This window comes from Vibrio sp. QJM3NY_15, assembly GCF_057785995.1.
In genome coordinates, this window is sequence record NZ_CM173517.1 from 2,069,311 (window position 1) to 2,084,913 (window position 15,603).

The 15,603-nt window shown below is 41.4% G+C and carries 11 protein-coding genes and 1 pseudogene; 3 read left to right on the top strand and 9 right to left on the bottom strand.

The genetic code is table 11. The annotated features are described in order from the left end of the window. Window positions 1-2 precede the first annotated feature (2 nt). From AC3CKG_RS09400 to AC3CKG_RS09430, 7 genes and pseudogenes are all read right to left on the bottom strand, one after another. Complete coding sequence (locus AC3CKG_RS09400; protein WP_102353201.1) at window positions 3-1,421, bottom strand: SLC13 family permease; 1,419 nt, start codon at window positions 1,419-1,421, stop codon at window positions 3-5. A gap of 241 nt (window positions 1,422-1,662) precedes the next feature. Continuing rightward, window positions 1,663-1,875, bottom strand: a pseudogene (locus tag AC3CKG_RS09405) (hypothetical protein); the annotation flags it as partial. Between the two features lie 93 nt (window positions 1,876-1,968). Further along, entirely contained in the window at window positions 1,969-2,298 is a 330-nt protein-coding gene (locus AC3CKG_RS09410) for a hypothetical protein (protein WP_488528240.1), read from the bottom strand. Window positions 2,299-2,443: 145 nt separating this feature from the next. Further along, window positions 2,444-3,622, bottom strand: a complete 1,179-nt coding sequence (locus AC3CKG_RS09415) for a DUF2971 domain-containing protein (RefSeq protein ID WP_488528241.1) — start codon at window positions 3,620-3,622, stop codon at window positions 2,444-2,446. A 170-nt stretch (window positions 3,623-3,792) separates the two neighbouring features. Continuing rightward, complete coding sequence (locus AC3CKG_RS09420; protein WP_488528242.1) at window positions 3,793-4,608, bottom strand: TIR domain-containing protein; 816 nt, start codon at window positions 4,606-4,608, stop codon at window positions 3,793-3,795. Window positions 4,609-4,728: 120 nt separating this feature from the next. Next, window positions 4,729-5,628: an FRG domain-containing protein gene (locus tag AC3CKG_RS09425; protein WP_488528243.1), complete on the bottom strand. Its 900-nt coding sequence runs from the start codon at window positions 5,626-5,628 to the stop codon at window positions 4,729-4,731. A 101-nt stretch (window positions 5,629-5,729) separates the two neighbouring features. Further along, window positions 5,730-6,605: an MFS transporter gene (locus AC3CKG_RS09430; protein ID WP_488528244.1), complete on the bottom strand. Its 876-nt coding sequence runs from the start codon at window positions 6,603-6,605 to the stop codon at window positions 5,730-5,732. A 635-nt stretch (window positions 6,606-7,240) separates the two neighbouring features. On the opposite strand from AC3CKG_RS09430, the gene AC3CKG_RS09435 reads away from it, so the two are divergent. Continuing rightward, window positions 7,241-9,064, top strand: a complete 1,824-nt coding sequence (locus AC3CKG_RS09435) for a M4 family metallopeptidase (protein WP_488528245.1) — start codon at window positions 7,241-7,243, stop codon at window positions 9,062-9,064. A 62-nt stretch (window positions 9,065-9,126) separates the two neighbouring features. Here AC3CKG_RS09435 and AC3CKG_RS09440 read toward each other — a convergent pair whose 3' ends face one another. Further along, the gene (locus tag AC3CKG_RS09440) at window positions 9,127-10,032 is read right to left on the bottom strand and encodes a LysR family transcriptional regulator (protein ID WP_065104069.1); all 906 of its coding nucleotides are present in this window, start codon (window positions 10,030-10,032) and stop codon (window positions 9,127-9,129) included. A 312-nt stretch (window positions 10,033-10,344) separates the two neighbouring features. Here AC3CKG_RS09440 and AC3CKG_RS09445 point away from each other — a divergent pair, with 312 nt between their 5' ends. After that, window positions 10,345-10,887: a DUF3332 family protein gene (locus AC3CKG_RS09445; RefSeq protein ID WP_488528246.1), complete on the top strand. Its 543-nt coding sequence runs from the start codon at window positions 10,345-10,347 to the stop codon at window positions 10,885-10,887. Window positions 10,888-11,022: 135 nt separating this feature from the next. Here AC3CKG_RS09445 and AC3CKG_RS09450 read toward each other — a convergent pair whose 3' ends face one another. Then, window positions 11,023-12,492 (bottom strand): MltF family protein, encoded by a 1,470-nt coding sequence (locus AC3CKG_RS09450; protein WP_488528247.1) that lies wholly within the window; start codon window positions 12,490-12,492, stop codon window positions 11,023-11,025. Between the two features lie 439 nt (window positions 12,493-12,931). On the opposite strand from AC3CKG_RS09450, the gene AC3CKG_RS09455 reads away from it, so the two are divergent. Then, a complete protein-coding gene (locus AC3CKG_RS09455; protein ID WP_488528248.1) occupies window positions 12,932-15,592 on the top strand; it encodes a beta-N-acetylhexosaminidase in 2,661 nt (886 codons plus the stop codon). Window positions 15,593-15,603 lie beyond the last annotated feature (11 nt).

Sequence of the window (15,603 nt, forward strand, 5' to 3'; positions counted from 1 at the left end):
CGTTATCCTATGTGACCAATTGAATGTAGCACCCACACCATAACAAAACTCAGTAGCACACCAACCACACCCAAAATAATACCGATTCTGGCCATTTGATTACTTTGCACATGACCAGTGGCATGAGCCAACGCATTCGGTGGCGTACTGATTGGCAGCGACATACCTAATGAAGCGGCAAAAGTCACAACCAGAATTAACGTTAACTCACCGCCGAGTGGCGTGAGTGAAGCCATAGACGAACCTAATGCGGCCATAATTGGCATTAACAAGTTAGCCGTTGCGGTATGAGACATAAAGTTTGCCATTACCAAACACAAGAACGCCGCTCCGAACAACACCACATATGGTGAGTAGGAATCAAACGGAATGCTGTGTACCACGAGTCTTGCTAAGCCAGTTTTATCGAGAGCTAAACCAAGCGCAATACCACCTGATACAAGCCACAGTACGTCCCAAGAAATCTTTTTCAGGTCTTCTTTATTGATGATCCCTGTGAGTGAGAACACAGCGACAGGAATAAGAGCGACGGTATAAGAGTTCATGCCATGGCTTGAGCCCATTAACCAAAGAATGATGGTCAGCGCAAAAGTAACGTATACCGCAATGGCTTTAGGCGTTTTAAGGAATTTACCTTTGATGCTTAGCTCGATTTTCTTTTGGTCAGCTTTGTACATAAAGCCTATTAAAAACCACGCTAACGCCATCATAATAACGACAAACGGCACACCAAATGCCATCCACTCACCGAACGTAATTAGATTATCGCCAACTAAATATTTAAGTGCGATAGCATTCGGCGGGGTACCGATCGGGGTACCAATGCCACCGATGTTAGCGGCAACAGGAATACAAAGCGCAAACGCTATACGACCGGGGTCTTTGGGGCCAAACACAGCCAGTACCGGCGTTAAAATAGATAACATCATTGCCGTTGTTGCCGTGTTAGACATAAACATCGAAAAGATACCAGTGATCAGCATTAAGCCGAGCATCACAAACTTTGGATCTTGTCCAAATGGCTTCAATAATACACGGGCTAAGTTTACGTCTAATCGATACTTAGTGGCGGCCATCGCTAAGAAGAAACCACCTAAAAACAGCATGATGATTGGGCTAGCGAATGTCGCCATGATATCGCTGTATTTTAACAGCTCACCAAAATGTTCTTCCCCATGATCAAACCTTAAAAAGATCAGTCCTTTATCCGACAACATCAACAATTGCAGAACGATAATAACAACAGACGTCGCGTAGATCGGGATAGGCTCGAACACCCAGCACAATGCCGCTAATAAAAAGATCGCAATAACGCGTTGTTGAATAATCGTAAGGCCTTCAAATGGAAACGCTGATAGCGGCATTACGAGGATAATGAAAGGAATTAAAATTGGGATAATGTATTTAATATAGGGGCGCATAGCACAAAAACTCTTCCTGAGATAACAACTACTTAGAAATTAGATTTAAAGTTCTAATTTAGATCCGACAACGAATTATCGACCTCTTATCACTATCTCACTATCGGCTAGATCAATGATTACGTAATCGCGATATCCCCTTTTTCGATTCTGTGCGCTACCTCTACGTTTGTGTGTCATTTACTGTTGCAATTAAATTCCGAGAAACAAAAGGCAAACGTTCGCCTTTGCGTGGGAGAACCGTAAACTTCGGCGCTTGCACCGTTGCAGAGTACTCGCCTAAAACTTCAATCTCAGTTTGGTCTATCTGCTCATTCGTTTTAAGCTACACATTGTCTGATTTAGCGAAATAGTTGTTAAGGTGATTCGAAGCCAAATAGGCTTTTAAAGAATGAGGTTGGTGGATGCTGGCACTGCTATAAAGTGCCTTTTCTAATAGTTGGTCGCTTGTCATGTTTCCTCCGTGAAACTGACGCATTTGCCGGGTGAACGTTAAATATAGGGGGTTGAAATAAACTATTGGTGCGATAGCCTCATGTTATGTGTGTTATTCGGTTCTTGCGGAATCTCGTTCTCGGTTTTCTTTGTCGATATTTACTTCCAGTGTACGAAAGTGTCCCATTGCAACGGTCGTAGCGACAACTGCCGTAGCAGGAGCCCACGCCTTCTCGTTGTATACAAGATTAGATAGAACAAACAACCAATGGTTTTCTGAAAGAACCTTTAAACCAAACGAAAGACATATTTCATTAATTAAGGCTGAACTAGCAATCAAAAATATTGCAATAACTAAGAACTTCCCCAACCAGTGCGCAATCCAAGTAGCCAATGTAAGGAAAATATTCAATTTATACGGTATCTCGGTTAGAAGACTCATAAGCTACCTTTTGTTTCTTAGTTATTCTAAGCACATAGTGCCAAATTAAGGCGTTGAAAACTTTGACACATTAGCTACATCATTGTGCCTAAACACTAAACTTCCTTGAATTGAGGACGCCAAACGTTGTGACTCAAATATCTTGTTAGCTTTGTTCTACAATACTTTTGCCTAACTTACCTAAGAATTCTTTTTGATCCGGGTTTAAACGTTCAAACTCTGTTAAGGGGAGACGTTGTGATGACAAAAACTTTGACACCATACCGATAGGAAATACTTGGTAAGAGTAGTTATCATGCGAGTATAGAGCCTGAAAAACAGCTAAATCTAACTTACCTTTTTCACAACCGAATAAATGAGAACAAGCCATTAAAACTCTTTCTTTTGAGCTATCTGAAGTCTTGGGACCAAATATTATCCCTTTGATGTGACGACTATTTACTTTCAGGCAACGATGCTCTGAAGGTAGATCTTCATAAGTGGGGAATAATAAGCGAACCTCTTGCTCATACTTCCAATCAGTGTACTTAACTAAACCAACTTTGTTTTCTTCCATACGGTCAATCATACCTAGGAAGTTTTCTGGGACGTCGTAATGAAACTCTCTTTCGCTGTAACGAAATTTATGTATGAGCCTTTCGAAAGCATTAACTTTACAAGGCTGTTTAGAGTAACTAACGTCTTTTAACATTAAGCTTTCAAAAGCATAGTGACCTATCTCATGCCAACCATTTTCTGTCTCTCTATGGCCAGACAAGTTGCATAAAGTCGATTCTACATCAACAAAACCATCAGAGCTCTCATATATAACTACAAAACCAGTTTCTGCTGCCCCATAGTGCCCCCACATTGTAGGATTTATCGCGTTTTGGGAAAATGAACAAATATGTTTGTTTTCTAGAAGTTCACTCTCACTTAGTGCTAGCAAATAACTTTCAGTGCATTGCTTAATCTTAACCTTTTCTTCAGAGCTAAACTCTTCGCCGAGTACAGCATCGAACCCGTAATTAAACAGCAGAGTAGTATCATATACAGTTAGGTTTCTTTTCTTTATTCGACTAAAACCAGCTTCAAAAATAGGTTCAGCCAATTTAACTAACTTGCATGCATCTTGATGAGAGCTAAATATAGAAGATTCAGAGCAAACTTTATACAACACATAATCTACAAATCGCTCCCAAATCTCTTTTGGGCCATTAAATATATATCTAGCTCGACATTCATGCCGATCATTCAACTCGCTTGCAGAGGCAAAATAGACTTCGCCACGCTTTAGCATCATTAAAGATAGAGGACTAACATTCTGATATTTGTAAAAGTACATTTGTAAACATCTCAACTTACATACATTCGAAAAGCTAGCGCCAAATTTAGGCTTGATCAACGCTACTACCCAAGTTAACCCATTGTTCCAAAAAATAAATCATATCCAACCTAAAATTTCGAGCGTTGGGAATCACTCTTAACGCTTTACTAAACGCACCTTTATCTCTGCTAGAAAAACTCTTTCAAGGTATAGTCACGAGCTTTAAGTTCTTTTGCGACTTCTGTTTTCCATGCACCAGCAGCATCTAACCCAACATATACAACACCGCTAATATCATTTGGTGTTTCAACATCACCTCTAACAAGAGCACAAACATTCTTTCGACTTAATTTAGCCATTAGATAGCCATGTTCAAAAACAACATTTTGTCTTGCACGTTGCCTTGGCTGTACTTTGGTTTCGTGGATGCCTCGACCGTGATCACAAGCCGTGTAGAGAACCAAAGCAAACCCAGCTTCATCAGCATAATGTTCAATTTTTTCTATGATCGTTTTACCCCCACTTGCTTGCTCATGCAGAATGATCGGTATTAACCCTACGCTTTCTACAAACCTTGCTACTTCCTGCTTAGCTGCGTTATCTCGACCATGCACGATGAATACTTTGTCTTTCTTAGGTTCTGAGATGGCTTTTTGATGTGGTGATTGCACACTAAAAGTCTGTTTCATAGGCCCTAACTTAACAGCAGGTTGCTCTCCAAATTCTAGATAATTGCACACAGAAGCGAACTCTTCAGAAAGATATGTACGTCTTTCTGCGTACGTACCTCGTTTATTTTTAATAAAACCCCAAAATGACGCCAGATCACGGTGAAGCTTAAGCCAACCCGGAAGCATAGGTGCTAAAATAGGATTTTTTAACAACTCATGTCGAAGTTGCACAAACTCTGAATTGTCAGCATCTCCACCAGTTGCGGAACTAGTGAGCAAGTTGCTCAAGTAATTTACCTTATCAAGGTCACTCAATAAAAACTCAATACTCATCACTTAACTTCTTAATAAAAAATTCTCATTATAACAATATGTTAGTGGGTATGCTTAATGCTCTATTTGGGTATGAGCAACGCAACACTTGGTGAAAACGCCACTCGTTGCGAATTAGTCTTAACCGGTTTGTATGGGTACATATCTATGACTTTCCTTTCTTAACACCTCTTTAGCTAAACCTGATAAATCAGGAAACACCAATGAGTCAGTTATACCAACTGCTTCTAAATCACGAACCATCGTCGGTATAACACTGTAAGGTATCATTATTTTGACCAACACATCTCTTATTGGTTTGTAATAATCAATTTCCCAGATATTTGCACCATGCAGAGTAAAGTACCCTGATTGCGCTCGAATACGTTTATCAATGTGATTTGGGGAAATGGCGACAGGTAACATATTATTAACTCCACCTTTACTCATTGGATCAATGTACATCTCCCAACTTTCATACTCCTCGGAAATCGGAATTATTCGTTTTTCTAGAATCGAGGCTTCGTTAAAAGTTTTAGGGCATAAGGCAAAAACAGCTGCAGCATGTGTTGAAAACTCCCCAGCTTGTGAAGACAAGTAGTCTTCCAAAGAGATTTCTTCGTCATCATACTGCTCGCTGTTAGAAGGCGTTGATTCAATAGCAAAATATAGTGCTATCAGAGCATTTGTTGTCCAGTCTAGCAGCCTTGTCGGAACTCCGTAGTGCTGCATTAAAAACATCCATTCAAATTCATTTTTAGGCTCTGTTTCCAAAAATGGACCAGCTTTCATTTTAAATTCATCAAACATTCGCTCTGCAGAAATACCACCGACTAGCCCACCACCAGAGCTGAACTGTTGGTCTGGAGTTACTTTATTTCCACGCCCGTCGGTCAACGGGACTGTGTTCCTCAAGACAGATGGAATCAACCGATGAGAAGCCGACGAATGCCCTCGAAACCACATTTGATCGCTATCTCTCGCGACACTTGATGTAACTGATATATATTCAGATAAGCTATTTACTACATATTGCTTCAAAATTGACTCCTATCCTGTGCCCTAACGCCCACATTAAGCGGACTAAAATTGTGTGCCAAACTTGTTGAGGAACGAAACATGGCACACTGTTTTAGTTCTGTTTAAATTGACTTGTTAGGGGAATTTTTATTTTCACTCTTAGTGTTTGTAAGCTGCTCAACTCTACTATTAATCATTATGTACACATTTGATGAGAACATGCCCACGAAAATTGCGACTAGAGCCATTGCATAAAAATCAGAGGGGGAGCTTGTATGTAATGAAGTCATATCCACTCCACTTTTTTCTACGTGTGGTGCTAACAACGAAACAAAAATACCACTTTTAATTCCTACCCATGAAAACATTCCCATCATTCCTGATGATATAATAACAGTTGTATTTTTTACGAGTGTTAATCCCGACATAAGGACTCTTGAAATAGCTCCCAGTGAGCCCAAAAAAAGTGGAATAATAAGGAGCACTAATGCATTAAATGCCCGACTTATAAATGAAACAGTATCCGACTCTATTATATAAATTGCAGGGTTATTTATAGAAGCAAAAATAATAATCATTGAAGCAAAAATAAACACCACAGACATATTATACAACTTTCTACGATCTGCTTTTTTTTCATCTTCTTTTATTTTTTCTATTTTCTCTTCTTTTAGCCTCTCTTTATGCCTAAGCTCTGCTATATTTTTTTGCTCATTGCTTTCTAATATTTCTATCTGCTTTTCAGCTTCCATCAATTGCTTTCTAAGATCTTTTAGTGCTCTTTTGTAATCCTCTTCATTATATTTTTGGTCTTCTAGCTTTCGGCCTATTTCTGGAAGCGGTTCAACTGAATCAATGTCCTTCTTGTCTGCCTGAAATTCATCTTCATTATCTTCTAGTTTTTCACCTGTTTCTGAAAGCAACTCATCTGAATCAATAGCTTTCTTGTCTGCCTGAAAATTATCTTCATTATTTTTATTTATATTACTAATAGACACTTTTATTCCTTGAGTAAATGAGAGAAACAATTCCCCCTAACCGCTATTAGACAGAGAAATTCTGTACTTAAATGCAGAATTTTTCTATCTAGTTTCTTATGTAGCCTATCTTAAACGACTGACTCCTTTCATAACAATTACTTATGCTTGCTAATTTGGGATTGAACAAGAAAATTTGGGATTTTTCTACCTAACAGAACTAAATGAAGAAAGCTTGATAACTTCTCTGGATAGTATTGTTAAAACAAGTTTACTATTGATAATAAGGACAATATTCAACTTCCAAAAACTCGGTTATTTACTCATTTGTAATTAAGTTAAAAACCGAAAAATATCGAAGTCAGCTTAGGTAAAGTTACTCTATAAATTAAAACAAATCAGATTTTAATAACTCACGCCCTATCATACGTTTACGATAAATAACAAACTTAGGTTTTATAAAAACAATTTGATCAATAAGAGATTTTGTAAACTTTGAATTACATACCATAAAATTCAATCTCCCTGATAAACTTGTCATAAATCCAAATGCTCTTCCAATCTTGATTCGCAACACATGGCATTATCGTGTTGCATATAGACTTCCTATAAAGCCGTTGGGAAGAAGGAGTTTATATTAAAATCAGGAATGAAAAATGAACCAACAACGTCAACTAAGCTGGAAAATAGCAGCTATTCTAGGTACATCTTTTGGCTTTAATGCACACGCTGCAGAAATGGTCAGAGTCGATAATGATGCATTACTACAACAAAGCCTCGTCGCTCAGTCGAAGAGTGTTGCTCCACTTGAATTAGGTTTTTCTGAAGTTAAACGGGTGGTATTACCCAATGGAAAAACGAAAGTCCGTTACCAACAAACTCACTTAGGTTTACCCGTCTTTGATACTTCGGTCGTGGCCACCCTTTCCAAGAACCAACCCACTCAAGTGTTCGGTTCCATGGCACAAGGGATCAGTGGAGACCTATCCAGCATTGCACCAAAGCTGAATCAGGAGCAAGCGATTGAAGCCGCACTGTCCGCTCATCGCACGTTTACTGTCGGCAAAAAGTCGATTGAAAATAAAAACGCGAAACTGATGGTGAGATTGGATGAGAACCAAGTCGCCCAAGTGGTGTATCTGGTCGATTTCTTTATCGCGTCCTCTATGCCAGAGCGCCCTTTCTATTTTATTGATGCCACGACTGGCGATGTTCTCCAAAAATGGAATGGGCTAAACCACGCTAAAGCATTAGGTACTGGCCCAGGTGGTAATATCAAAACCACTCGATATGAATATGGCAGTGACTTCCCTAGCTTTCCCATCGACAAAACAGGCACGACGTGTAAGTTAGAGAACGATTCGGTTAAGACGGTCAACTTGAATCATGGAACCTCTGGCAGCGCTGCCTACAGTTACAACTGTGCCGACGGAACCAACTACACCGATCATAAATACATCAACGGGGCATACTCGCCTCTTAACGATGCGCACTACTTTGGTAATGTCGTGTTCGATATGTACAAAGAATGGATGAACACATCTCCTTTAACTTTCCAGCTGACGATGCGAGTTCATTACAGCACCGATTATGAAAATGCCTTCTGGAATGGTACATCCATGACTTTTGGAGATGGCAAAAATACCTTTTACCCATTGGTCGATATCAACGTGAGTGCTCACGAAGTCAGCCACGGCTTCACAGAGCAAAACTCCGGTCTGGTGTACCGAAATATGTCGGGTGGTATGAATGAAGCCTTCTCAGACATTGCAGGCGAAGCGGCTGAATACTACTTGCGTGGTAATGTGGATTGGGTGGTTGGTAGCGATATCTTCAAATCGGAAGGTGGTTTGCGTTACTTTGATCAACCTTCAAAAGATGGCCGCTCGATTGATCATGCCTCTCAATATTACGACGGTTTGAACGTTCACTTATCTAGCGGTGTTTATAACCGCGCCTTTTACCTTTTAGCGAACAAATCGGGTTGGAATGTACGTAAGGGCTTTGAAATATTCACAGTCGCAAACCAACTGTATTGGACGGCAAACAGTACCTTTGATGCTGGTGCTTGTGGCGTAGCGAAAGCCGCAACAGACATGGGCTATGTGGTTGCCGATGTTGAAGATGCTTTTAATACCGTCGGCGTGAATGCAAGCTGTGGTGTCACGCCTCCAACTGGCAATGTATTAACGAAAGGCACACCGATTGCGAACCTAAGCGGGAATCAATCATCAGAGAGCTTCTACACGTTCACCGTTGATTCTGCATCAAGCGTGACGGTTTCAATGTCTGGCGGTTCAGGTGATGCCGACCTTTACGTGAAATCGGGAAGCAGGCCAACGACATCGAGTTACGACTGTCGCCCTTATCGTGCTGGAAACAATGAGCAGTGCAGTGTGAGCGCGCAACCGGGCGTGACTTATCATGTGTTACTGCGCGGATACTCAAACTACTCAGGCCTAACATTGCGTTTGGATTGAGTTAGCGCGAGCCTCTGTCGATAATACAAACTAAAACGCCTACTCACATGAGTAGGCGTTTTTTATATTTCAGAGCTCAAGCTTAAAACTTCGCTGGTAAAGAGTTCCCTTAACCATAAATTCACGATGTCGTCGTTGCGGTTGCTGTGCCAATACACGCTCAATGATGGGGTTTTGTATTCAAATGGCAGGTCTAACATCTTGATTTTGCTTTTATCAAAGTAAGCATTCGCGATGGACTTAGGGAAAGTCGCGATCCAATCACTGTTATAAATCGTGTCAGAGAAATCAGCGATGGAGTTAAGCTTTCTCGCCACCTTTCGTTCAGAAAAGATAGGGCTGTGGAACTCGGTTAATTGATGCACTCTATAATTATCATGAGTCAGCATCACGTGCTTTTCAGACAGATACCTTTCTAAAGTCAGCTGTTCTTCTATCTGTGCGTGGTTTTGGCTACACACCGCACACAACTCATCACTCCAAATTTCTTGGCTCTGCAATGTTGGATGAGCGTTGGTGAGATCAACAACCAAGTCGATCTTTTTCTCTCGAATATCTGTGACCATATCTTCTTTGATATTGACCACTTCGATAATGCAGTTAGGCGCTTCTTTTTGAATTTTATCCAAAATCTTAGGCAAGATAGCGCTGCTTGAAATACTCATCGCTGCGATTCTGAACGTGTAACTGCACTCTTGCGGATCAAAGTCGTGAGTTTCAGGTAAGGAATGCGAAACGAGCTTATACGCTTGCTTAAATATAGGGTACAGATCGTTAGCGACCGGAGTCGGCTCAAGTGTGTATGATTTTCTAACGAAGAGTAAGTCTCGATACTCATCTCGAAGCTGCTTAAGATGCGCACTGAGGCTAGGTTGAGATATGTTGAGCCTTTCTGCTGCGTACGTTAGGTTTCCCTCTTCATATATAGCGATAAAGTAATATATGAGGTTCAGGTTAAATCGTTTCATTCGAGCTCTTCAGGCAATCATTAAATTTAATAAACGATCATAAATAATACCGTTTAAATGACTCCACATTATCGTTTTTTAATTCTATATTTTGGTTAGGGTTATGACAGAGCATTGTTAAAACACTAATTAAAAATAACATGCACTAGTACGGTAGGATATGAGCAATTGAATTCCAAAAATAGATAAGGTCATGTTTTTAATATAGATATAGCTTTTCCTGATATCTAGTATAGGTGTGGCTTTATATTAGAAACAGCTTGAGTTTGCCATAATTACCGGTTCCTAAACATACACTTATAGAAATAGAGAATGATGAACCGATTTGTAAAACCGATAATAATCTCAGCAAGCCTAGTAACTTTATTTGGCTGCGTAGGTAGCAACGCAGTAACGGGTAAACTAATGGAGTTTAACGTTAAAGCCGTTGATAACCGTTACGCTCGTGGTGGCTTAAACATGCTGCTTGCTCCTGCTTACGGAATTACCGTTGCTGCCGATTACATCGTGTTTAACTCGCTGGAATTTTGGACGGGTAAAAACCCAATCAATAAGAAACCACACATCTTTGATAGCAAAATTGATACCTACATTGATGTTAACGACCAACTTGATGACAGCCTAACAGAAGCGCCAATCGACCCGCTGGCAAAGCATGTGATTGATCACAGTGAAATGAAAGTAATCAACCAAGATGAAATCATAATCGAGTTAACTTACAACGACGGTACTCGCGCGACACTGACAGGCCAACGCTTTGGTGATGAAGTGCACTACTCTCTCGATAACCAAGTGATTGCCAAAACAAGCTTAGAAGAAATGCAAATGTACATGGCAGCCGCTAAGCAATCGTAAGTAGCGTAGAATTAACTGATACACCCCCATCAAGTCAGTTAGTCAGTACCTATAAAAAGAGAGGTTAGCCTAGTCGCTAACCTCTCTTTTTTTGTTTATAGTTTTTGCTTTATGGCTTATGACGAATAGCCACAACTAATAAGCAAAGTAAGGAGAAAAACGTTTCACATTCAACTGACGAGTCATGTTACTTAGTTGCTCTTCTCGGATGTCTTGGAATTCATCGAGTCGCTGGTAAATAGTGAAATATCGATTAATGTTTGCGACGTATTTTACTGGCTCTTGGCTAATGTTTTTTCTCGCAATAACCTCAACATGGTTAAACCACTTATTTGGATTAAAACCCTGCTTGGCTGCCAATACTCTCATTCGTCTTATTTTAGCTGGGCCTGCGTTATAAGCGGCTAAGCTGAAATGAATCTTATCGATATCGGACAACTCTGGAAGATCAAAATATCGATCGTAGATGAAACGTAGATACTTACTGCCAGCGTGAATATTGCTTTCTAAGTCGTAGACGTCATCAATATCGACGTACCAATCACGTGCTGTTTTTGGCATCACCTGCATTATACCGACTGCACCACGATGCGATATTTTTGTGTTATCTAAACCGGACTCTTGGAAAGCCATCGCTAACAATATGAGCCAATTGATTTCATACTTTTCACCGTACGCGACAAACAGTTCTTCGAGCTTCTCTCGCTCTTCATTTTGCAGAGCGTTCGATGCTCTATTCATCCATGAAATGCTTTCGAGATAACGATTGTCGATGACATTACCAAGCAACGTACCCTGCTTTGAATCTTGTAAATACTGATCGATTTGAGCTTTCAACTGTGGGTTATTTTTACGTATAGCCCAAGCAATATCCGCATTGTGCCTAAAGGCGAGATCCCTATGAATTCGGATATCTTGTTCTAGGTTTCCCCACAACTCCAACTTATGACTATCGACAATCGTTGCTGTGATTTTTCCACGCTTAATCAAATCCAACAGTTCCAGATCTTGGATATTGTTGTTTAATAAATGGATGTAGATCGGCACCATACCGTTCTGTTCTAGCTGCTTATTCACGGTATGCACACTGCTGATATAGCTGGAGTTCTGTTTTAGCCAAACTTCCTTACCTTGTAGCTGAGTGATGTCGGTAATCAACGGAGTAGAATGGTTCGTCACCAACAGTTCATCAATGTCGCTACGAATGGGGATGCTGAAATCGACCAATTGCTCTCGCTCTTTTGTGACGGTTAAGTTCGCCACCGCAATATCGCCTCGGCCTTGATTTAACGCACTCAGCAGTTCACTTCGTTCAACCGGAATAACCTGAACACGCAGCAAAGGATCACGAACCTTCAACGCCTGTTGAAAGTAATGAATTTGTTCCGCGAGAATCCCTTTCGGCTTGCCATTTTCAATATGATAAAAGCCAACATCACCAGAGACTAAAACACGAACAACGCCTTTTTTCTGCAGCGCATCGAAGTCACCGATATAGGATTTATGGGCGTTGTCAGACACTTCGAAACCAAAAGCTGATTTGGAAATAATAGAAATAAAAACCAACACCTTCGATAAGCGTGAGGCGCCATTAAAATTCGTCATATTTAGTATTCCTAATGCGGTAGAAGCCCAAAAACCTCAATTGTGTCGTATGGGAGGTCTTTCACTTGAAGCAGTTCAACGTGAAGGAACTTGCTTAACGTTGGTCGAGTACGGAGATTATTGCTGTTAAGAGTAACGTGGTGTGCGCAGTGGATCGTTTAAGTTGTGTTATTGATTAAGGGAGACGAATTATACCTAAAACCACCCGCTCCGAAATATCGAGCTCGCTATAGTCGATATAGGTGATTCCTATAACTGTTACTGGCGTACAACACCCTCATTATCTCGTAGTCAACGTCCCGCTCATGAGCATCAACATCAAGCATTAAGAACGACGTGTTATAAATAAACCCTATATCTTGTATAGGCTACAGCGCATTAACGAAAGCCAACCACCCTTGCATAATACGGCCGAAATTTTCTTCCCATTGGAATAACCATGTTAAAAAAATCACTGCTTGCCATTTGCTGTTTCGCCACTCTATCAGGGTGTGGTTCGCCTTCTCAAAACACCACACAAACTAAAGTCGACATGCTCGCCGACAACTTAGACATGTCGTTTGAAATCGTTACAAACTACGGCAACGAAAATGGTATTGCTTGTGCAGAGCTCAAAGCGGATTACGCATCTTGCAACTTGGTCAACATCGTTCTGACCAATGATGGGTCTCAAGTAAACATCGAAGATTGGTCGATCTATTTCCATAGTATTCGCCCAGTCTTAGAGAACCGTAACAAAGAATTTAAGGTCACGCACATAACCGGAGATCTGCATAAGATCGAACCGAGTGATCACTTCACTGGCTTCCAAAAGAACAAGACCCATACTATTCCGATCATATCCGAAGCCTGGCAAGTCTCTTACACCGACTTTATGCCGCGCGCCTTTGTGTTTGCTAAAGGCGCAGAAGCAAAAAACATCGCATCTACAGATACGGAAGATCTCACTATGTTCGTTAAAGGTTTGGACCAATCTCAAGTTCGATTCTCTGTCGACGACAACAACCCAAGATCAACCGCAGAAAGCCGCTTTGAGAATAATCAGGACATGATATTTAGAGAAGCGACGGGCGAGATTCTACCAACACCGAAACACGTAGAGTTCACTGGCAGCTACTTACCCATTATCCAAGGTCTCAACCTAGATTCACTGCCGGTATCAGATTCAACTAAGCAAGCCGTGATTAACCAAGCTGACATGATGGGGATTAGCAATCTGGAAAGTGGTATTAACATCAATGTTCAATATCAAAATGCCGAACTGATTAAGGATAAAGAGAGCTACCAGCTAGAGATCAACTCAGACAGCATTAACATTGTTGCTATCGACGAGATTGGCGTGTTCTATGCGATGCAGTCGCTCCTCAATGTCTACGACCCTTTCTCTCGTTACACCATTCCAACCATGAAGGTGGTCGATGCACCAAGGTTTGAATATCGAGGTTTCATGGTGGATGTCGGCCGTAACTTCCACTCTAAAGACACGATATTCAAAACCATTGAACAAATGGCCGCCTTTAAGATGAACAAACTGCACCTTCATATGGGTGAAGATGAAGGTTGGAGACTAGAAATTCCGGGGCTACCTGAACTGACGGAGGTCGGCAGCCAACGTTGTTTCAATGAAGATGAACAGAAATGTTTGATGCCGCAACTCGGTTCAGGGGCTAGCAGCGATAACTTTGGTTCAGGGTATTTTTCTCGCCAAGATTACATCGACATTTTGCTGTATGCCAAAGCACACAAAATCGAAGTGATTCCTGAATTTGATATGCCAGCGCACGCGAGGGCCGCCGTAATGTCGATGGAAGCTCGCTACCAAAAATACATGAATTTAGGTGACGTTGAAAAAGCGGAGCAGTATCGCCTTCTCGATCCACAAGACGAATCCAACGTGACCACCGTTCAGTTCTATAATCGTCAAAGCTTTATCAACCCGTGTCTTGAGTCTTCAACACAGTTCGTAAACAAGGTCATCACTGAAGTTAAGAGCATGCACGAAGAAGCCGGCATGCCGTTAACCCAGTGGCATTTCGGAGGAGACGAAGCCAAGAACATCAAGCTTGGCCATGGCTTCCAAGACATAAACGATGTGCCTCAAGTGGGCAAAGGACAAATTGATCTGTCCAAAGAACACAAACCTTATGAGAAATCGCCTCAGTGCTTAGCCAAGATCGAATCTGGTGAAATAGAAAACCAAGACGCACTGCTGAGCTACTTTGCCATCGAGGTTTCAAAGCTATTAAAAGAGCAGAACGTATCGACCTTCCAAGCATGGCAAGACGGGCTAAAGTACGTTGAGAATTCAGACGCTCTTGCCACCGACAACACACGTGTCAACTTATGGGACACGGTTTTCTGGGGAGCAAGCGACGCGTCGAGCCAACTCGTGAACGATGGTTATCAAGTCGTGTTGTCTAACCCTGATCATATCTATCTAGACATGCCTTACGAGGTTGATGAACATGAACGCGGCTACTATTGGGCAACACGAGCCTCTGACACTCGCAAGATGTTCTCATACACCCCAGAGAACCTGCCGCAAAATGCAGAACTAGCGAAAGATAGAAATGGAGATTCTTATACCGCTAAAGGAACGCTCACGCCGAACCAACCTGTTTACGGCCTCTCAGCCGCTCTGTGGTCTGAAACCATCAGAACTGACGCTCAGTATGAATACATGGCCTTCCCTCGCCTAATGGCAGTCGCTGAACGAGCGTGGAACAAGGCGGAATGGGAATTAGAGTATCAAGCCGATGTCGAGTACTCATCCACCACAGAACGTACTAACATGAACATCTTGACCGACGATTGGAGCCGGTTTGCCAGTATTCTTGGTCAACGTGAATTGGCAAAAACGGAAATGAGAGACATCACATACCGCTTGCCCGTTCCGGGAGGGAAGATCCTCCAAGGTAAACTGCATATGAACTCTCAGTTTCCGGGCTTATCTTTAGAATATTCAACTGACAACGGTCAATCTTGGCACGTCTACCTCAATGCAAGTAAACCTTCAGTAGAGTCCAGCGTTTTGGTTCGTAGTGTTTCTCACCTAGGGCACCGAACCAGCAGAACCATTGAAGTTCCATATGGCCAATAAACGAATACAGC

Bases quoted from the DNA above. Each gene is read 5' to 3' on its own strand.
- AC3CKG_RS09420 (WP_488528242.1), bottom strand. From the start codon at position 4,608: ATGAGTATTGAGTTTTTATTGAGTGACCTTGATAAGGTAAATTACTTG.
- AC3CKG_RS09455 (WP_488528248.1), top strand. From the start codon at position 12,932: ATGTTAAAAAAATCACTGCTTGCCATTTGCTGTTTCGCCACTCTATCA.
- AC3CKG_RS09435 (WP_488528245.1), top strand. From the start codon at position 7,241: ATGAACCAACAACGTCAACTAAGCTGGAAAATAGCAGCTATTCTAGGT.
- AC3CKG_RS09415 (WP_488528241.1), bottom strand. From the start codon at position 3,622: ATGTACTTTTACAAATATCAGAATGTTAGTCCTCTATCTTTAATGATG.
- AC3CKG_RS09445 (WP_488528246.1), top strand. From the start codon at position 10,345: ATGATGAACCGATTTGTAAAACCGATAATAATCTCAGCAAGCCTAGTA.
- AC3CKG_RS09440 (WP_065104069.1), bottom strand. From the start codon at position 10,032: ATGAAACGATTTAACCTGAACCTCATATATTACTTTATCGCTATATAT.
- AC3CKG_RS09410 (WP_488528240.1), bottom strand. From the start codon at position 2,298: ATGAGTCTTCTAACCGAGATACCGTATAAATTGAATATTTTCCTTACA.
- AC3CKG_RS09400 (WP_102353201.1), bottom strand. From the start codon at position 1,421: ATGCGCCCCTATATTAAATACATTATCCCAATTTTAATTCCTTTCATT.
- AC3CKG_RS09450 (WP_488528247.1), bottom strand. From the start codon at position 12,492: ATGACGAATTTTAATGGCGCCTCACGCTTATCGAAGGTGTTGGTTTTT.